At 69.0% G+C, this 19,812-nt stretch carries 13 protein-coding genes and 1 pseudogene; 10 read left to right on the forward strand and 4 right to left on the reverse strand.

All coding sequences use genetic code 11. The annotated features are described in order from the left end of the window. Window positions 1-133: 133 nt before the first annotated feature. The 5 genes and pseudogenes from WMF17_RS32650 (at window position 134) to WMF17_RS32670 (ending at window position 6,740) form a co-directional block, all read left to right on the forward strand. The gene (locus WMF17_RS32650; protein WP_437644915.1) at window positions 134-3,352 is read left to right on the forward strand and encodes a hypothetical protein; all 3,219 of its coding nucleotides are present in this window, start codon (window positions 134-136) and stop codon (window positions 3,350-3,352) included. Between the two features lie 753 nt (window positions 3,353-4,105). After that, a pseudogene (locus tag WMF17_RS32655) lies at window positions 4,106-4,282 on the forward strand (sigma 54-interacting transcriptional regulator); the annotation flags it as partial. Between the two features lie 246 nt (window positions 4,283-4,528). Continuing rightward, window positions 4,529-5,680 (forward strand): zinc-dependent alcohol dehydrogenase, encoded by a 1,152-nt coding sequence (locus tag WMF17_RS32660; RefSeq protein WP_437651420.1) that lies wholly within the window; start codon window positions 4,529-4,531, stop codon window positions 5,678-5,680. Window positions 5,681-5,706: 26 nt separating this feature from the next. Beyond that, entirely contained in the window at window positions 5,707-6,108 is a 402-nt protein-coding gene (locus tag WMF17_RS32665; RefSeq protein WP_437597135.1) for a hypothetical protein, read from the forward strand. Window positions 6,109-6,284: 176 nt separating this feature from the next. After that, window positions 6,285-6,740, forward strand: coding sequence for an HAD hydrolase family protein (locus WMF17_RS32670; protein ID WP_437597136.1), 456 nt, complete (start codon window positions 6,285-6,287; stop codon window positions 6,738-6,740). Between the two features lie 132 nt (window positions 6,741-6,872). Here WMF17_RS32670 and WMF17_RS32675 read toward each other — a convergent pair whose 3' ends face one another. The 3 genes from WMF17_RS32675 to WMF17_RS32685 form a co-directional block, all read right to left on the reverse strand. Then, window positions 6,873-7,298: a CBS domain-containing protein gene (locus tag WMF17_RS32675; RefSeq protein ID WP_437597137.1), complete on the reverse strand. Its 426-nt coding sequence runs from the start codon at window positions 7,296-7,298 to the stop codon at window positions 6,873-6,875. A 197-nt stretch (window positions 7,299-7,495) separates the two neighbouring features. Further along, the gene (locus WMF17_RS32680) at window positions 7,496-8,095 is read right to left on the reverse strand and encodes an HdeD family acid-resistance protein (RefSeq protein ID WP_437597139.1); all 600 of its coding nucleotides are present in this window, start codon (window positions 8,093-8,095) and stop codon (window positions 7,496-7,498) included. Window positions 8,096-8,481: 386 nt separating this feature from the next. Further along, complete coding sequence (locus WMF17_RS32685) at window positions 8,482-8,871, reverse strand: hypothetical protein (protein WP_437597140.1); 390 nt, start codon at window positions 8,869-8,871, stop codon at window positions 8,482-8,484. Between the two features lie 385 nt (window positions 8,872-9,256). Between WMF17_RS32685 and WMF17_RS32690 the strand changes: the two genes are divergently transcribed. From WMF17_RS32690 to WMF17_RS32700, 3 genes are all read left to right on the forward strand, one after another. Beyond that, window positions 9,257-10,540, forward strand: a complete 1,284-nt coding sequence (locus WMF17_RS32690; protein ID WP_437597141.1) for a PAS domain-containing protein — start codon at window positions 9,257-9,259, stop codon at window positions 10,538-10,540. A gap of 217 nt (window positions 10,541-10,757) precedes the next feature. Next, window positions 10,758-11,816 carry a cyclase family protein gene (locus WMF17_RS32695; protein ID WP_437644917.1) on the forward strand — a complete coding sequence of 353 codons (1,059 nt, stop codon included), beginning with the start codon at window positions 10,758-10,760 and terminating at the stop codon, window positions 11,814-11,816. A 302-nt stretch (window positions 11,817-12,118) separates the two neighbouring features. After that, the gene (locus WMF17_RS32700) at window positions 12,119-12,526 is read left to right on the forward strand and encodes a hypothetical protein (RefSeq protein WP_437597144.1); all 408 of its coding nucleotides are present in this window, start codon (window positions 12,119-12,121) and stop codon (window positions 12,524-12,526) included. Window positions 12,527-13,762: 1,236 nt separating this feature from the next. Here the strand turns inward: WMF17_RS32700 and WMF17_RS32705 are convergent. Further along, the gene (locus WMF17_RS32705; protein ID WP_437644919.1) at window positions 13,763-14,644 is read right to left on the reverse strand and encodes a nucleoside hydrolase; all 882 of its coding nucleotides are present in this window, start codon (window positions 14,642-14,644) and stop codon (window positions 13,763-13,765) included. A 1,048-nt stretch (window positions 14,645-15,692) separates the two neighbouring features. Here WMF17_RS32705 and WMF17_RS32710 point away from each other — a divergent pair. Both WMF17_RS32710 and WMF17_RS32715 read left to right on the forward strand, forming a co-directional pair. Continuing rightward, complete coding sequence (locus WMF17_RS32710) at window positions 15,693-17,603, forward strand: aldo/keto reductase (RefSeq protein ID WP_437644921.1); 1,911 nt, start codon at window positions 15,693-15,695, stop codon at window positions 17,601-17,603. Window positions 17,604-18,957: 1,354 nt separating this feature from the next. Then, window positions 18,958-19,305: a hypothetical protein gene (locus WMF17_RS32715; RefSeq protein ID WP_437644923.1), complete on the forward strand. Its 348-nt coding sequence runs from the start codon at window positions 18,958-18,960 to the stop codon at window positions 19,303-19,305. The last annotated feature ends 507 nt before the right edge of the window (window positions 19,306-19,812 follow it).

The raw sequence follows: 19,812 nt of genomic DNA on the forward strand, positions 1-19,812 counted from the left end.
CGAGGCAAGCATGATTCGCTGCGTCGCGCGGGGGCTCGGCGTCCTCGCGGTCGGACTCGGCGCGCTGCCTGCCTGTAGCGAACATTCTGGCGCGGGGCAGTCTGCCGGATGGTCCTCCGCGCTCCCCACACGCATGGATGCCCCCGCCGACTTCGACGCGGTGGTGCGCGATTTCCGGCTCGCCTACCGGCCCGAAGCCGACGCCTTCGTGGGCGGCGGCGACGCGTACGACGTCCGGTTCCACGCGGGCGCTTTCGAGGTCGCGCATCGGCCCGCAGATCGGAGCGTCGGGGCATCCGCACATTTCCGCACCGTGACGATCACGCGCGGCGGCCAGGATTTCGCGGGCGCAGCGAACCCACGCGTCGCGCCGGACGGGCACCTCGCGATTGCACATGGCGCGGTGGAGGAGCACCTGCGCAACACGAGGGAAGGCGTGGAGCTGTCGTATTCGTTCGCCGAGCGGCCCGAAGGGCCAGGCGATCTCCTGGTCCGGGTGGAGGTCTCCGGCATGGAGCACACGGGGGAGACGGCGTCCGGTCACCATTTCATGGATCCGGCGACGCACCTCGGCTTGCGTTTCGGGATTGCCACCTGGATCGACGCGTATGGGGCCCGTACCGGCGTCCCGGCGCGCGTCGCGGGGGGCGCGATCGAGCTGTCCGTGCCTGCGGCGGTCCTCGAAGCGTCCACCTATCCGGCGGTGCTCGATTCGCTCGTCTCGCCGGAAACCGGGCTGGATCAGCCCGTGCTCACCCGAGCCGCAGAGCCGCAGGACCATCAGGCCATCGCGTATGGCGGCGGCCAGTACTTGCTCGCCTGGCGCGACCAGCGCGCCTACGAGGCTCGTGTCTTCGCCGCCCGCGTGAAGCACGACGGCACGGTGCTCGATACGTATGGCATCCCGATCGCGGCGGGCTCGAGGCCAGCGGTGGCCTCGGACGGGGAAGATTTCCTCGTCGTCTACGAGGGGGTCGGCGGTATCTACGCGAGGCGGGTCGACGCCAACGGCCAGCTCGTGGGGAGCCAGTTCCAGGTCAGCCCGGGGGGCGGGGTATATCCTGACGTGGCCTTCGACGGAACGAATTACGTCGCCGTCTGGAGCGACCTCTTCAATACCTCTCTCGCGCGCGTCAGCCCCGCGGGCGCGGTCCTCGACCCGAGTGGCGTGCTCGTCGGGCCCAGCCTGGGCCTTCCCCTCGAGACCCCCTTCAACAACCCCGCCGTCGCGTCGGCCGGACAGGGCAGCTCGCTCGTCGTCTGGAGTGACGGGCGTATCTGGGGACGGCGCGTCGATTCGCAGGGCGCCTTGCTCGATCCGATGCCATTCGCCATCAGCCCGCCGCTCACCGGAGACGAGCCCGCCGACAAGCACACGGATGTCGCGTTCCTTTCGGGCTCGTATTTCGTCGCCTGGACGCGGCGTGACGGGCTCTTCGGCCCGCAATCGATGGGCGCGGCGCGCGTCGATCCGGCGGGCACGGTGCTCGACCCGGCGGGGATCCTCGTCGCGGACCAGGTAGAAGTGGATTCTTACTTCTACGGCACCTCGGTCGGGTCCGACGGGACGAACGCGGTCGTGCTCTTCGGGGTCGGCGTCTACTCGGACGGCTTCAACGTGCTCGGCACCTTTCGCGTCCGCGTCGACGCAGGAGCGACGGTCCTCGATACCGCGCCCGTGCTGCTCGCGCCGGGCGTCATCGAGGCGGACATGACCGTGGCCCCCTCGCCCTCGCTCGCGACATCCACCGTATGGGACGTGAACGACGGGCCCCCCATGAATACGTTCATCGCGGCGACGCGTGTCGATCCCATGGGCGCCACCCTCGATGTCCCGGGGATCGTCGTGTCGAAGAGCGCCAACGCGCAGATCACGCCGGACGTGTCGTTCGACGGGACGAACTTCCTCCTCGTCTGGACGGATACCAGAGACTATGACCAGGCGGCCTCTCCTGGAAACGAATACCTCACCGATGTCTGGGCGGCGCGGGTGAGCGCGTCCGGTGACGTGCTCGATCCGAGCGGAATCCAGATCCGGAAGGCGGTGGGCTGGGACGTCGCGCCGCGAACGGTATTCGACGGGCAGAATCACGTCGTCACCCTTCTCCACGCCGATTACCTCTCCGACTACAATCCCCCGACCTGGGAGCCGCAAGTCGTGCGCGTGAGCCCCGCCGGCGTGGTGCTCGACGCGACGCCCCTCGCCGTGCCGGTGACGTCCAATTCGCACTGGAACGACCCCATCGCGGCGGCCTCGGACGGGACGCAGACGCTCCTCGCGAACGACGATGGTCAGGGCATTTCGGTGGCGCGGGTGCTGCCGGACGGCACGCTCGCGGCTCCGCCGGCGTTGCTCGTCGACGAGTCCGGCAATTTCGGGACCATCTTGCCGACGTTGTCGTACGGCGGCACCAATTTCCTCCTCGCATGGAGGGACGGGGTGGACGGCAATGACCTCGTCGCGTCGAGGGTCTCGGCGGCGGGCGTCCTCCTGGATCCGATGCGCCTGCAGATCTCGGCGCCGACGGAGCAGGTCGGGCGGAGCGCCATTGCGTACGGGGGCTCGCTCCACCTCCTGGTCTGGCCGGAGACGGTGATGGGGGGCTCCGTGCTCCGCGCCGCGCGCGTCGACGACAATGGAACGGTGCTGGATCCGGGCGGCTTCGTGCTCGCCACGGTGCCGGGCCTGGAAATCGAACCCTGTTCCTGGCACGACGCGACGAACGCATACGGCGTTTGCCCGTCGGTGGTCCACGACGGCAAGAGCTTCGTCGTCGCGTGGCGTTCGCCTCCGGACATGGCGGGCGTTATGCCTCCGGACCTCTTCGGGGCGCGTGTCGGCGAGGACGGCACGATCCTCGAGACGTTCAACGTGGCGAACGACCCCGAGGTGGAGGGCCCGCCGGCGCTCGCCTCGCGTGGAAATGGCAAGACGCTCGTCACCTACGCGCGTTTCGCCCCGGGAGCGCCGCTCTCCGCATACCGCGTGTTCACGCGTTTGATTCGCGTCCCGCAAGAGCTCGGCGAGGCGTGCGACGTGGCGGAGGATTGTGCGTCGGGCGCGTGTGATGCGGGCGTCTGCGTGACGCCGACCATGACGGGCAGCGGCGGCGCTGGCGGCGGCGGCGGCAGCGGCGGCGGCGGTGGCTCCGGTGGAATGGCCGGCGCCGGCGGCGCGGGCGGCGAAGGGGGAACCGCCGGGAATGGCGGCAGCGGCGGCGGCGGCAGCGGCGGCGCCTGCTCCTACCGCGCGGCGGGCGACACGCCTCACATGGGCGAGGCGCTCGTGGTTCTTGCGATGAGCGGGCTCGCCGTCGCGCGCCGGAGGCGGAAGCGCTTCGTCGCTTCGTGACGGCCGGTAGGAGGTCGCGCGGAGCTGGGGCCCTGCCCCAGGCCCCGGCAGGGGCTATCCGCCCCTGCACCCGGACCAGGCACGGCCTGGACCGATGTGGGAAGAACTGCGCGATGCGCAGTTCTTCCCGCGGGCCCGTGAGAGCCGAGCGCTATCCCTCGCCGCCCGCCGTCCTCGATCTCCGCGGCGCGGCTCTGGAGCACGGGGATCCGCAGCGCGCGGCGCTTGTCCTGCTGCGCGCCCCGAGCGCCTCGGTCACGGCCTGGATGTCATTCCCGGCGGGAGCGGTCTCCGGAGAGAGCAGGGATTCGACGATTGTCGTGGGGAGCGTGGGTGGACGTGCGTCAGGGGAGGCTCCTCGTCGTGGGGAGCGAAGGTGGATGGGCGTCAGGGGAGGCTCCTCGCCACGGGGAGCGTGGGTGGACGTGCGTCAGGGGAGGCTCCAGTAGGGTACAGCTATACGGTAGGATGCCTTCCGCTTGGTGCTACGTCGCGGTAATCCCAGGCGTTTCAGGCGTGGAAGACCTGCCTGATCGCATAAGGCCCGTTCTGTCAATGAGCTCGTACCGTCGGACTGCACGAGTCAGGAACGGCTCCGATAATCTTGACTTTGCGGAACGCGTTTGCTTGTCCTATCCGCTCCGGCTCGATATCGAGGGCTTCCCGGAGATCCGCGCGCTGCGCGAAGAGGTCGTGCGCCTGCGGGCCGAGGCGCGCACGCACGACACGGTGCTCGTCGGCGAGAGCGAGCCGATGCGCTTCCTCCGCGCCAGCATCGCCCGGGTCGCCGCGACCGACGTGCCGGTGCTGATCGTCGGCGAGACCGGGACCGGAAAGGAGCTCGCGGCCAGGGCGATCCACGAGCACAGCCCGCGCGCGAGAGGGCCGTTCATCGCGGAGAACTGCAGCGTCTTCGCCGAGGGCGTGCTCGCGAGCGAGCTGTTCGGCCACGAGGCGGGGGCCTTCACCGGGGCCGCGAGAAGAAGAAGAAGACGAACGACCGATGAAAGGGCGAACGGCGCCCGGGCCGCCGGCGTCAGCAGCGATGTCCTCGATGTCCTGAGGCTGGGCGCTCGAAGCCCGGAGAGCCGATGCCTACGCCAGGTGCACCCACGAGCGCGCGCGCCTGGTTCAGCCCTTGCATTGCCCCATCGAACAGCGTGGGAGGTAGTGCGAATGCTGGCGCTCACATACCATGGACCGAAGAACGTCCGCGTCGAGGAAAACCCGGAGCCTCGGGTTCAACATCCGAACGACGTGGTCCTGCGCGTGAGTCGCGCCACGATCTGCGGATCGGATCTGCACCTCTATCACGGCTACGTGCCTGACACGCGCGTGGGGACCATCTTCGGCCATGAGTTCACCGGCGTCGTGGAGGAGCTCGGGGCCTCCGTGCAGACCCTGAAGCGCGGCGACCGCGTCGTGGTGCCGTTCAACATCGCCTGCGGGACGTGCTTCTTCTGCCAGCGAGAGCGCACCTCCGCGTGCGAGAACACGAACCCGCTCACGACGCTCGCCAGCGGGATCTTCGGTTACTCACACACGACCGGTGGCTACCAGGGCGGCCAGGCCGAGCGCGTCCGCGTCCCCTTCGCCGACGTCGGCCCCATGAAGATCCCCGACGACCTCTCGGACGAGGACGCGCTCTTTCTCTCGGATATCCTCCCCACGGGGTACCAGGCCGCGGAGATGGGAGACATCGGCCCCGCGGACACCGTGGCCGTCTTCGGCTGCGGGCCCGTCGGCCTCGTGGTCCAGCGGTGCGCCTGGATCCTCGGCGCGCGCCGGGTCATCGCCGTCGACTCGGTCGGTTACCGCCTCGATTTCGCGCGCCGGCACAACAAGGCAGAGACGCTCGATTTCAGCGAGACCCCTGATGTCGTGTCCGCGCTCCGGGACATGACCGACGGCCGCGGGCCGGACGTCTGCATCGAGGCGGTCGGCCTCGAGGCGAACGGCTCGGCGCTGCACGACGTGCTGGGCAAGGCGCTCAAGCTCGAGGCCGGGTCGCCCGTCGCCCTCAACTGGGCGATCCAGTCGGTCCGCCGCGGCGGGAGGGTCTCGATCATCGGCGTCTACGGGCCGCCGTGGAACCTCGTCGACGTGGGCGCGGCCATGAACAAGGGGCTGACGATCAAGGCCGGACAGTGCGACGTGAAGCGGTACATGCCCCGCCTGCTCGAGCACATCCGCAGCGGGAACATCGACCCGAGGGCGCTCATCACCCACCGCGTCCCGCTCGAGGCGGCCGCGGAGATGTACCGGGTGTTCGCGGCGAGGACCGACGGGATCCTCAAATGCGTGCTCATCCCGCGAGGGGCCAAGTGAGCTCTGGCATCGAGGAGGAGGCGATCATGGAAGCCGAGATCGTGCTGCCGAGAGAGCTGCCGTACTGGGGAGTCGACCTTTGCCCCGAGGACAGGCCCGGCGTCCCGAGGGAGGTGCCGCCGCGCATCCTGGCGAGCGCGCACTGGCTCGAGCCCGAGCAGCAGCCGATCGAGGGGCCGCTGCTCAGACACCCCGGGCGCGCCCGCCCGACGCCGGTGTTCAGCACGGCATTGCCGCCGAGAGGAGCGAGCGGCGTGCTGCGCCGCATCGCCTACAAGGTCCCGGATCACCGGCTCTCCCACTGGGTCGCGCTGTTCATCGCGGATCGGGTCGACGTGATCGAGAGCCTCCCGCTCCTCTTCGATGGACTCAAGAGGCGGGCCGTCAGGGCAGGCAAGCCCAGGCGCACGGCGTCACAGCGCGCGTGACGAAAGGCGTGCTCGCGTCGATCCAGCGTGGCACACGCGAATGCCGGATCGGGACCAGGGCCCCCGGGGCCATGGCGGCGAGGAGCCGAGCGCATGCGCACTGGATCGATGGAAGCTGAAGGCCAGGAGAGCTCGGGCATGCGGCGCGTGATGTCCGGCGCCGCCGAGCAGGCGGCATGGTCGCGCGCGAGCAGGCGGTCACGCGGTGTGTCCCCGGGGTCGTCGAGCGCTGGGAAGGCGTCGTGGACTGCGCGGTCAAGATCGTCGGTGTCAGCGACGACGCCGAGGTGCTGGAGCGCTGCGAGTCGGGCCTCCAGGGGGCCTGCGCGTTCTTCTCTGCGTCACGCCCCGCGCCCCATTGCATCGAGGTGATGCACCCGCGGGCCAACTCCGGAGAGGTCGCGAGGACCCTCTCGGCGCGCCTCGGCCTCTCCGGCGCGGCCATGGCCACGATCGGCGAGCTGCCCGACCATGTGCTCATGTTCCGGGAGAGCGGGCTCAGCATCGCCATGGGGCAAGCGCGCGCCGTCGTGCAGCGGCAAGCCCGCTTCATCACGCTGTCGAACGCCGACGAGGGCTTCGCGCACGCCGTGGAGACCGGGCTGCTCGCCACGGGCGGCGGCGGCCAGTGAGGGACGAGGGGGAACGCGCCATGACGCCCCCACCCCCGCAAGCAGCCGCTCCAGCTCGGCCGCGCACGAGAATGCGTGTCGGAGGCGAACCTCGATGTCCCACGTCGTGCAGTCCGCGGCGCCCGGCCCCGCCTACGCGACGCGCCTCTGGCTCAAGAGGTCCCTGGCGAGGCGGACATAATCGGACGAGGTGACGATCCCGACGACGTGGAATCGATCGTCGACGACCGGGAGACACCCGATCTTCAGGTCGAACAGCTTGGCGGCAGCCTCGGCGGCGTCCGTGCCGGGGCGCACCGTCTCGACCACCCCGTGCATGATCTTGGCGACATGGAGCTTGGCCTTGTACTCGATCTCGTCGTCCTCCGACGGCACGCTGATGCTCGGCGGCGACGCCTCGAGCACGTCGTGCCGGCTGACGATCCCGACCAGCACGCCGCCGTCGGTCACGGGCAGGTGCCTGATCTTCTCGCGGTTCATCATCTGCTCGGCGCGCTCGACCGAATCGGTCGGAGCGACCGTGAAGACCGGGTGAGTCATGATCTCATCGACGCGCATCGGTTTCGACCTCCTCCGCCGCCGGGCGGGGCGCCCCCGGCGGGCGGCGCGCGGCGCAAACCCAGCGTCTGCGCCGCCCGCTCGTGGCCCTCCTCGGTCTGAACATTCCGATCGGCCATCTCGCCATCCCCCGCCGAAGACCGCCCCGCGCGCCCCGAGGACGCGCGCTGGGCGCGGTCTCCGGGCCGGGGCGCCTGTCACATGCTGGCCACCGGCCGCTGTCGCGCGGTGGTGCCGATCAGCAGCATCGAAATGCCGCTGACGAGGACGTCGACGCCGACGAGCAGCCCGATCGCCCACGCCCCGGTGCTCGGCCAGCCCCACCAGATCAGGACCCCGAGCGCCAGCGCGAGCAGCCCGTCGAACAGGAGCCAACCCCAGGCGGGCATCTCGCGATGCTGGAGCGCGCGGACGATCTTGAGGAAGCCTTCCACGAAGAAGAAGGCCGCGAGGATCAAGGTCAGCGTGACCGTGCCCGTCACCGGGAAGACCATGATCAGGACGCCCGCGGCGAGCTGGATCAGGGCGCTCGCGAGCGACCAGCCGGAGTTGGCCCATCGCCGGTGCTGGATGGCGTGGACGCCCTGGAACACGCCGCTCGCCACCAGCACGGCCCCGATGGCGACCGCCGTGACCAGCGAGGCGATCACGGGCATGAGGATCGCGAGAGCGCCAAGCACCAGGAGGGCGATGCCGAGCCCGATGAACGAGCCGCGGTGCTCCCGCAAGGTATGGGGCTCGACCAGTCGCAATCCGAAGCTCGTCGTACGAACAGGGTCCTCCCAGCGATCAGCCATGTGTGTACCCTCCTCTTCCCGGAGCTGGAGTTTCGCCGAAACCGTGACCGTGAATCGAAGCCCAGCGCCTCACCGGCGTGCCTGCTCGCCGCAATGAACGCCATGCGCTCCGCCGAGAGCGCATGAGCCGGGCGAGGCACGGCAGGGGCCGGGCCACGGCGAACAAGGTGCCGCCCCCGAGCGGTGTCAAGTGACCCCAGGGCGGCCGGTCTCGCGCGCCCGTGATCAGGTTGCTCACCCCCTCACGCCCGGGGGGACGGCGGCCGGCCCTCCCCGCTCACGCCCGGGGGGACGGCGGCCGGCCCTCCCCGCGGCATGGTTCTACCAGCGATCCGCGCGGCCGGGCCGCTCAGCCGGCGAGCCAGCGCAGGAGCGCGCGCCCGCGCTCACTCGTACCACGTCGGCACGATCTCCCGCACCTCGGCCAGCGCGGCGATACGACAAACCTGGTCCCATGCCCCGTCCTCGAGCGCGCCATGGCGCGCCGTGCACTCGGCGTCTCCCGTGGGGAAGAAGTACAGGGTCTCTGCGGGCACATCGCACCTGGCGCGGCCCCTCGACGAGCCGGCCCGGATCGCGGGCGCGATGCCCCGCACGCGCGCGAGGAGCGCCGCGTCGTCCGACGGCAGGCAAAACTCCAAAGATCCATCGTTCACGCACCCCGTTTCCCTGGTGAACGCGAGCTTCTGGGTCGGGCACGACGGCGCAGGGGGCGGAGGCCCCTCGACGCCCCCGTCCCCCGGCGTCGACGGCGGCGCCGACGTACAGCTCGCCAAGCACGCTATCAGCCAACGAGAGATCGCGAATCGTCGCATGGATCCACTCCCCGTGTGCTCCGGCGGCGCACCTGCAGCCGATATCGCAGAGACGCTGAGACTGTCAACCCGGAGGTCCTGCAGTTTGGGCTTGACGTTTCAAAAACGCTTGGGTGTGCTTTCCCCCGGCCTCGGCGGGCTTCAACCTCGACCACCTCGGGCTGGTGCAAGAATGAACGTCCGACTCCTTCTCTCGCTGTCTGCGCTGGGCGCTCCGCTGCTCATTCCCCCGCGCCGACATCGGGCTCGACGAGGCATCGCGCGCGATCGTGCTGGAACGCGGATACTCAGGAAAATTGTGACCCACTTCAGCCCGAGGCTGGGATAACATCGCCCTGAAGGGGAGATGGACGCGCAGAAGACCGTGGCGCTCGAGGCGGAGCTGGACGTGTTGCAGAAGGAAGTGCAGCGCCTGCGCTCCCGCGTCGCCGAGCTGGAGGAGGCCGGCCGCGGCTTCCCGGAGCGCTTGCTCGACGCGCTGCCCAGCCTCATTTACGTGCTCGATCTCGATGAGGGGCGGTACGTTTACTGTAACCGGGAGCTCGCCGATCTCATCGGAGAGGGCGGCGGAGCCGCGGCAGACTCGCCCCGCGGCGACGGCCTGTCCCCGATGGTGCATCCGGACGATATCGGCCGCATCGAGGAGTACCGGGCTCGCGTGGCCGCCTCGGAGAGCGGGGAGCAGGCGACGGTGGAGTACCGCGTGCGCGGTCGCGACGGCGGCTGGCGATGGTTCCTCGAGCGAGGCGTCGCGCTCGGCCGCGATCCGGAGGGACCGGGGCGGCGGATGCTGGGGTCGGCGCACGACATCAACGCGCGCAAGCATACGGAGCAGATGCTCGAGCGGAGTGAGAGCCTGCTCCATGCGTTCCTCGAATACACGCCGTCCATGGTGGTCGCGGTGGACGCCGCGGGCCGGCTCCTCCTCGTGAACCGCGAAATCGAGTCGTTCTACAAGATGAGTCGCGAGGAATTGCTAGGGCGGGTCGTCTACGACCTTCTCCCGGCGCCGGCGGCCGCCTCGATACGAAAGGCCAATGAAGAGGTAGCGGCCGCCGGACGCCCGGGCGCATCCGAGCAGGTGCTCGTCTACCCGAACGGTCCGCGCACCTACCTGTCGACCAAGTTCCCCATCCGCGACGCCGAGGGGAAGATCTACGCGGTCGGGACGATCTCGGTGGACATCAGCCGGACCAAGCAGGCCGAGGCCGAGCGCGCGGAGATGCAGCGGCAGCTCATCGAGATGCAGCAGGCGACGATCCAGGAGCTCATCACGCCGCTCCTGCCGCTGGCGCCTGGCGTCGTCGCGATGCCGATCGTCGGGAGCGTCGACCCCGCGCGCGCCGGGCAGATCCTGACGACGTTGCTCGAAGGGATCGCCGACCGGCAGGCCAAGATCGCCATCCTCGACATCACCGGGGTGAAGGTCGTCGACGAGCGCGTGGCGCAATCCTTCGTCGACGCGGCCCGAGCCGCGGGATTGCTGGGCACCCGGGTCGTGCTCACCGGGATCAAGCCGCAGATCGCGCAGACGCTCACGACGATGGGCGCCGATCTGAGCGGCATCGTCACCAAAGGGACCCTGGAGAGCGGCATCGCCTACGCGCTCGGGCGCCAGCTCCGCTGGTGACCGAGCGCGCTCCCATCGAGAGATCGGGTGTGCGCGGGTACGCACAGGGCCTTCACGGCGTCGGCGGAGCCCGCGACGACCTCGTGAGAGCAGGTTTCTGGCGCCCCTGACGGTGTACTCTAGTGATGACATGCGCCCGCGCCCATGACGGGAGCGCGAGGCGCTGTCGGTACAACGTGCGATGTGACCCAGGAGGTTGCGTATGAAGCCTAGAGTGATGCCGTTACGTGGCGCGATCGTGGTGACCATGGCCGTCAGCCTGGTCGCGGGGGCCGCGCTAGCCCGCGGCGTGCCGATGCTGCAGGGTTACGATCCGGTGCCCGGCCCCTCGCCGTGGGGCCCTGACGACGAGGCGGGCGCCTCCAACACGCAGACGCCGGACAAAGTCCTCGAGGGCAAGCGCCTGATCAAGGAGGGCAAGGTCTATCGTCTGGGTCACGTCTACGAGCCGGGGATGCCGACGTTCCCGGGCAACCAGGGGCTCTCCGTGGAGGCCGGGCCGACCGCGGTCATCCAGCAGCAGGTCACGAACTCCGAGGTGATGCACGGGGAGTTCGGCCAGATGGGGACGGAGTTCGACGCGCTGGGCCATTTCGGCTACATCCCGCCCGGGAGCACGGACCCCGCCGACGCGCTCTTTTACAACCAGTTCACTGGCGCCGAGATCCTCACGGAGGACGGGCTCGCGCACCTCGGCGTCGAGAAGGTGAAGCCGCTCGTCACGCGCGGCGTGCTCCTCGACGTCAAGCGCTACGCGAACGGCGGGGAGACGCTCGCGTTCGGCCAGGAGATCACGCTGCCCATGGTGATGAAGACGCTGCGCGCGCAGAAGATGAACGCGCGCGACATCGGCGTCGGCGACGTCGTGCTGATCTTCACGGGCTGGGAGGAGAACTGGGAGCTCGGCACCGAGGGGTATTACACGCAGCCGGGCGTGGGGCTGGCCCAGCCGGGGATCGGGCTCGAGGTCGCGAAGTGGCTCTCATCAAAGGGCATCGCCTGCGTCGGGTCGGACAACTTCGGCATCGAGGTCCTCCCGCCGAAGCCTCCGGTGGCGCCGGGGGTGATCTTCCCGGTGCACCATCACCTGCTGGTGAAGAGCGGAATCTTCATGCACGAGGTGATGGTGCTCTCGGAGCTGGCCGCGGATCTGGCCGCGGAGCTCCAGGAACGGCCCCACGGCCACAAGAGCCCCTACGAGTTCTTCTACGTCTACAGCCCGCTGCCCCTCCGGGGCGCGTCCGGATCACCAGGGATCCCGCTCGCGATCCGGTGAGCGGATCGGCGCGCCGGCGCCGCGCGCGCCCGCGTCACCCGGCGAAGAGTTGAGGGCCCCTGGAGCATTCCGCCGGCCGAGCGCATCCCTCGCCGCTCCTGTCCAGGACTTGCCACTGCGCGTCAGAGTGATTCACGCGGTGGGGCTCGCCGAGCAGGTTTCCAGTACGTGTCCGAGGCGTCTCTTCCGGCGGCGTCGAAGAAAGAGCCAGGCAGCATCGGCGAACTCGGCAGCTTCACCCGGGGTGCTCGGGATCGCTCGCTCGCTCGGCTGCTCTGGGTCTGATAGAATGGTCGTCGGCCATGCTCGAGCTCCTCCGCAACGCGCACCACACGGTGACGATCGACCCGGCTTCGCAGATCGCCCGGGTCACGAGGAGCGCGCTGCCGTCCGAGTCTGTCGCGCAGTTCGAGGAGCTGTGGATGGAGGTGAGCCGCGCGCTCGACCGGGTCGACCGCCATCGGCTGTGTCTGCTCATCGATCTGCGCGCCGCGGTGGGGCGGAACGACCCGCAGTTCGAGGCGGCGATGCAGCGGATTCGGCCGCCCGTGATGGGCCGCTTCCGGCGCGTCGCCATCCTGGTGCGGACGACCGCGGGGGCGCTGCAGATCCAGCGTCATTTCCGCGAGGACGGCATCGATCGGATGATCGGCAGCGACGAGGCCCGGCTGCTCGACTACCTCCGAGAAGCACCGGCGCGCATTCGTTGATGCGGGTCGCGATGGGCGCAGCCCCCAGACGCGCGCTGATGCGCCGTCTGCGATCTGCATCGAGGTGTCCTCCGTCCGGCGATATCCATCGCGGTGTCCCATGTTCCGTGAGGAGACGAGGATCCGAAGTCACCCGCGGCGCCGCCGCAGGGGGAACCGCCGCCAACCACGCTCCATCCCAGACCGACCCCCGACCCGACCTCTGCAGTGCTCAGGCGAGCCAGACGCGGCTCACCTTTCGTGACCGGCCGGCGACGATTTTTGTAACCTGGCGAGAATGAACGATTTTGTGGGCCGGCGACCGGGCCGCCCACGCGGGCTCTCGACGACCTCCTGGGCCGGTGAGGTGTCGCCCTCGACAGACGTGGCCAGTCGAAGACTGGGATGGATCACCACGCTTGGGCGCCGCGGTCCATGTCATTTTCGAGTTTGTGCAGCCCCCGTACTCCGGTCTTCTCGTTTGTTGTGCGATGTGCTTGTCAGTTCGTGAATTCGACGCATATTGGTATTCGAGTCGCGCCCCTGCCGTCCGCAATGTAGTCATGCGGCGTGTTGCAGCGCTCGTGTCGATCTGCCAGGTCGAGGCCCCATCCGTCCCGGTTTCGCTCTTGCGATGCCCTGGACGGTGTGTTCCGCGTTCGTCGATGCTCATGTCGCGGTGTCGCAGCCGACCGCCGCGGTCGTCCTCGGCCAGTAGGGTACAGCTATACGGTAGGATGCCTTCCGCTTGGTGCTACGTCGCGGTAATCCCAGGCGTTTCAGGCGTGGAAGACCTGCCTGATCGCATAAGGCCCGTTCTGTCGATGAGCTCGTACCGTCGGACTGCACGAGTCAGGAACGGCTCCGAGAATCTTCTTTGCGGAACGCTGAAGTCATGTCTGCTCGTCCAGCATCGGAAGACAGGCTTTCGACCGAGGGGCTATCCGCGTGGACTTCATCGCGGTGCGGGCTCTCCCCAAATCCCCGGGGACGCGACGGATCGCGACGGATCGGCGCCGCGGAACAGTCCCGCGAGATCCATCACGGAACATCTCGCGCGAGCTGGGGCGGTCCGTAAAGTCATCAACCGGCGCTCAGCGAAGCCTACGTCCCACTGTTTGAGGCCGCGTGCCCGGACGAGCCGGCAGAGGACGCCCTCGCCGCGTACATCGACGAGGCGCGCGCCCTGCGCAGGTCCTGCGCGGCCCAGTGAGGAGGGCTCCGCCGGCGAGCAGCGGCGCGCGCCCGAGCTGCCGATCAGCGCCCGAGCACGTCGAGGAAGCGCTCCTCGTGAAACCCGATCGAGATCCGCGTGCGCGTCCCCTGCACGGCGCGCGCACCCCATTCGCCCTTTGCTCGATAGATCTCGACCTCGGCGAGGTCGCAGACGCGCTCGTCAAGCGCACAGGCGGCCGCGACGAGATCGTGCATCGCCTTGCCGACGCCCTTGTCGTCGAGGTAGCGGTCGAGCGCGTCGATCATCATCCTCAGACCAACCCGCGACGGATTGCTCGAGATCCGGCGATTCAGCGCGTCCTGCATGGATGGGGTCCACACGACCCCGTGGCACACGTTCTTCGAGACGAACACGCGCTGGTCGATCTGCGGTGAAGCGAGCAGCGCGAGCGTCTCCCGGGGCGCGCCGCCGGGGTTGAAGCTCGGGCAGGTGAGCCGGCCGCGGAATTTCTCGAGCGGTTCGGCGACCAGGTCATCGCCCGCGAAGCCGCCCTGCTGGACCCAGCGCGCGAGCCTGAGCTCGGGAACGTCCTTGAACGCCTTGCCGATGTTCTTGGGCGCCGCCCCGACGAGCACCGTGGCGTCCGGATCGCGCAGCAGCTCGGCAAGCAGCGCGGGGCCGATCGCGATTTCGCCGACCGGGTGCTGGAGGATGCCTTCGCCGTAACACGCGTGATGGAAGCCGGAGACACGCGCCTTCTTGCCATCGCTGGTCGCCCACCAGGACGGACCGTGCAGTGCGCCGATCGGGACATCCGGCCGGCCGCAGCGATCGAGCCCCCAGCGGACCAGCTGGCACTGGTCCTGCGAGCCGGGCGTGACGAGCACGCCGAGCAGCTCGACGCCGGGGTGATCGGCGAGCCAGAGCAGCGTCATGAAGTCGTCCGGGTCCGAGGTCTCCATCTCAAAGATCATGCGCCGCATGACCGCTACTCTATCCCATCACCCGACGAGCCGCCGCTCGAAACAGGCGGCTCGAGGAGCTGTATCGGCTCGGCATTCCAGCCCAGGGCACCATCACGTCGTCGTGCGTGCTCCGGGACTGCTTCCCCTGGAACAACATGAACGTCGGCAATCCGAGCGCCCGGCCGGCCTCCACCTGCACGGTCACGCCCATCAAGGAGCGTGCTCGGTAACACCCAGGACCGAGCCATCACGACGCTCGCGGTCCCACCCCTTCGGTTTGCTGCGCTACACTTCCTCGCGCTGCGATCCGGCTTGATTTGCCTACGCGCAGAGCCGTCATGCCGGATCGCGCACGTATGGCTGCCGCCCGCAGCCACCATGATGGCGTCGGCGAGCGTGGGGCCGTCTGGCGGGATCTGGCATCCAGGATCACCTCCGCCGCCCCCGCCGGACGCGCCCCCGCCGGACGCGCCCCCGCCGTCGCCCCCGCCGGATGCGGCGTCGCCCCCGCCGCCTTGCGCATCGATCGGACCGCCGCCCATTCCGCCGCCCGCGCCGCTGTCCGAGAAACGCCGGTCGGGAGCGGTGCATCCCGCCCCCGCGGCGAGGGTGGTGGCGATGACGAGAAGGGAGACCGTACAGCCCGTCTTCGGCAACGGCCTGGCGATCAGCGATCCGCCGTTCTGGCTGCGGCAACGGCGCATCATGCCAGTAGGGTGCAGCTATACGGTAGGATGCCTTCCGCTTGGTGCTACGTCGCGGTAATCCCAGGCGTTTCAAGCGTGGAAGACCACGCCTGATCGCATAAGGCCCGTTCTGTCGATGAGCTCGCACCGTCGGACTGCACGAGTCAGGAACGGCTCCGAGAATCTTCTTTGCGGAACGCGTTTGCTTGTCCTACCCGCCCACGCAGGCACCGCGAGCTTACCGGCGAGCACCAGCGCCAGGCCCGTCGAGGGCCGCTCGCTGCGCACGCCGCCGAGCCCCTGCAACATCAGCGCTAGCGCTTGCATCGAGCCGCGGACCTGGCTACGTCAGCGTCTCCGTGACTCCCGCCCCCTCGCCCTACGGTGTCCTAGGCCCCCTCGACGTTCCCCTCGGCCTCGGCCTGCTCCGGCTGGCCACGGAGGGGCGCCCCTCGGAAGAGGACGCGACCGCCGTCATCCACGTTGCCCTCGATCAAGGCATACGCCTCCTCGACACCGCCGACTCCTACTGCCTCACCGACCGCGAGGTCCACTATGGAGAGCGCCTCGTCCGCAAGGCGCTCGACGCCTGGTCCGGCCCGCGCGACGACGTGCGCGTTATCACCAAGGCGGGCCTCACCCGACCCAAAGGGCGATGGGTCCCGAACGGCAGCCGCGACCACCTGCGCCGCACGGTCGAGGGCAGCCTGAAGGCGCTCGGCGTCTCGCGGATTTTCATGCTCCTCCTCCACGTGGCCGACCCCAAGACCCCCCTCGAAGAGAGCCTCGCCGCCCTCGCCGAGCTCCAGAAAGAGGGCCTCATCGAGCACCTCGGCCTCAGCAACACCACCATCGCAGTGGTCCGCCAGGCCGAGCGGCACTTTCCGGTGCGGGCCATCCAGGAGGAGCTGAGCGTTCTCGATCGCGGCAGCGCCGCCCGAGGCCTCATCGAGCTCGCCAAGCACATGGGCATCCCGTTCCTCGCCCACCGGCCGCTCGGCGGTCACGCCAAGGTCGATAGCCTCCTCAAGAACCGCGCGATCAAGCCCATCGCCGCGCGGCACAGCATCACGCCCCACGAGGCGGCCCTCGCGGCCCTGCTCGATCTCGGCCCCCCGGTCCTTCCCCTGTTCGGGGCGACCAAGCGGGCGAGCGTCGAGTCCTGCTTGCGCGCGCTCCGGGTCCCCTTTGGCGCGCGCGATCGAGCCGACCTCTCGAAGACCAGCTTTGCGCCCACGGCCGATGTGCTGGCCTCGATCGCGCCCCCCGTGATCCCCGCCGGCCTGCGCAAGCTCGAGCCCGGCGAAGGCCCGGGCGATGCGCCCGAGGTGGTCGTGGTCATGGGCATTCAAGGGGCAGGCAAATCGTCGGAGGTCGCCCGCTACACGGCCAAAGGGTACGCGCGCCTGAACCGCGATGAGCTCGGCGGCACGCTCGACGGCGTGGTCAAGAAGCTCGGAGAGCTGCTCACCTCGGGGCAAACGCGGGTGGTCCTCGACAATACGTACGGCACGCGCGCGTCGCGCTATGCGGTGCTCCGGATGGCGCACGCGCACGGCGTGCCGGTCCGGTGCCGGTACCTGGCCACGCCCATCAACGAGGCCTACGCGAACGTCGTCCTGCGCGTCCTCGAGCGCCACGGCAAGCTGCTCGGGCCGGAGGACATGAAAGCGCTCGGCAAAGAGGATCCCAACCTGCCGCCGCCGCAGGCGCTCTCGCGGTGGGCCGCGAATTTTGAGGCGCCGCACGTGGATGAGGGGTTCTCGGTGGTCGAGGAGATCCCGTTTGCCCGGCGCGTTGATCCGCTCTTCACGGGCAAGGGCCTGCTCCTCGACGTCGACGGCACGCTGCGAAGGACAAAGAGCGGCGAAATCTACCCGCGCGACCCCGACGACGTCGAGCTCCTGCCCGGTCGGCGCGCGGTCCTGGAGCGCTGGGTCAACGACGGATATGCGCTCTTCTTCGTGTCAAACCAGAGCGGCATCTCGAAAGGATCGGTGACCGAAGAGGCTGTCCTGGCCGCGTTCTCGCGGACGATCGAGCTCCTCGGCCTGCCCGTGGCCGAGGTCGTGTACTGCCCGCACCCGGCGTTTCCGGTCGGCTGCTTCTGCCGCAAGCCCCTGCCGGGGCTCGGGATATCGCTGATCCAGCGCCATAAGCTCGCGCGCGAGCACCTGGTTATGGTCGGCGATATGGAAAGCGACCGGGAGTTCGCGCAAGCGCTCGGGGCGAAGTACATGACGGCCGAGGAGCTCTTCCCGGGCGAGTGAGCGCCCGCGATGGAGAGCTACCAGGCGCGCAGCGCCCCCCGTGGGCCCCCGCGGGGACGCGCCGGGCGCCGTCCTCGCCCAGGCAACCGGCCGTCAGCGCGGGCGACCCGTCGCTCAGGTGGCAGTCGCCGGCGAGGAGATCCGAGAGGAGCGGGTCCGCGACGATGTTCCCGTCCTCGCCGGCGACGATCACGTTGCCCAGGCGCTCGTTCGTAGGCGCCCGGACCCTTCGTTTGCGTAGCTCAAGGTACTGCAGCGGGGATTTGGCGAACTGTGACGGGAGCCTCCGCTGCGGGAGTTGCTGACAGCACCTCCCGACCCTAGCCGCTGGGAGCGTGAAAGAGGGCCACGTGGATGAGCACGGAAGCATCGAGGGTGCTCGGCCTGTGGGTCGAACATCCCGTTCCCTAGAATGCGCCTCCACGGTCCCGTTTCGGACCCCAGTATGCATCCAGGCCACCAGGGCGACCGCCGGCCTGTGAATGCGGATCGTCGATCGAGCCACAGCTCGCTCCTGCGGACGCGATGAGGCGCTCAAGCACAAGCGGAACGACGCCCCACCAGGGCGAAGGGAGAGGTCCATGCCGAAACGACCTGCACTGACGACGCCGAGCGCCGCCGCTGCCGAGCCGAAGCCCGCCCGCCGCGCAAAGAGAGCGCTCGAGCCCTTGACCTCAGGGCTGCTTCATCGTCGATGCATGGATAAATGATTGATATAGCGTCGTTGTTCCAGGAGGCTTCAGCGGCGCCCTACCTCTGATCCACCCTTCGGCGCCCAGCTGATCCACCGCGCCGGCCAGGTGATCCAGGAGCGCGGGAGGGGGGTCAGTTTTACTGTCGTAAGGGGGTCAGAAGTTACTGTCGCTTGACACCCCGAGGCGAGTGGGAGCGCCGTCTCGCCGGAGACGTGGTGGCGCCTCGGGGTCTCGGCCGCCCAACTGTGACTGATGGGTCAGTGCAAATCTCGCAGAAAAGTGCGAGATATGACCAGCCTGTCGCGGTCGAGATCCATGTGCGCGCCGCGCTCGGTGGATCACGAAAGCGCCGCCGTGGATCCACCACAGCGCCGGGGTGGTGGATCTCGAAGAGGCTCCGGATTGGATCAGTCCCGGGGCGCCGCCGAAGAGGAGGGCCGGATCGCATAGAAGAAGGCTCTGTCGATCCAGGGCAGGTCCCGCAGTTGGGGCTTGACGTCTCCGAAACGTTTGGATTTCCATCTCCCTCGGCTTCACCGGCCGCGGCGGATGCGAGGTTGCTTTGCCACGGGCGGTGGCTGCTCACGCACGCGGCGAGGCGTCCGCGCGCGTGAATTGCGTCATCGATCTGCGGCACGGAGCTTGCTGGCGCGCGACCCGTGAATCAGCTGCTCAGCGCGCTCCTCGTCGCTTTCGGAGTACTGGCTTGGCCGCGTCTCGCTCAGGCAACGTACAGCGTTCATTGTTCGACTACGCGCGTCACACTGATCGTCAACTACGGCGGCGAGGGCGAGCTCGTCGCGATCGCCTACTCGGCGCAGGACGAACCAGCCCCAGCCTATCTGGAGCCGACCTTCTGGCGCATGGCCGGACAGCAAGTGCTTGCACTTCGCAAGCGCGCGGACGCTGACAGGCGGCAGTTTCATCTCGGCATTCGCGGCAGGCACGCGGCATTGATCTTCCGGCAGCAGCGCCATTTCCTACGCTGCGACTGGGATACCGAATGACGTCGGGGCGCCGCCATGATGGCGAGAGATCGCGAAGCGACGAGTCTCGCGTAAAGCACGCAGATTGCGCCACTTTCGCTGTGGCACAACCAGAACAAGGGGCTTTCCCCCAACGCCCAATCAGCGCGTCCCGCGTGGCGCGGCGAGCCCGCAGGTTGTGGAGTGAAAGCGGCCCCGTAGATGCATGGACAAGCTGTTGATACAGCGTCGCTTTTCCAGGAGGGGAGTGGATCGCGTAAGGTGTTCTATGTCGACCAGCGCGCGCAGCGTGGCCGTACGGTGGGACCGGTGATGCCGCGAGCCCTTCACCGCGGCCTACGCTGGGGAGCTCGCCGCGACCGATCCGTCGCCTCGGGCGGCCTTGGTCGCCTCGCTCGCCAGCACCCTGGGCCGCGCCGTCGCCCTTGGCGATGAGGTAGGGGCCCGGGTCGTTCACGAGGCGATCGGTCGGTTGCTCGGGCTGCCGGTGGCATCGGAGGGGTGAGCAAGTTTGGACTGAACGTCGAG

Origin of the sequence: Sorangium sp. So ce362, from assembly GCF_051519845.1 — a bacterium.
Taxonomy (GTDB): Bacteria; Myxococcota_A; Polyangia; order Polyangiales; family Polyangiaceae; genus Sorangium.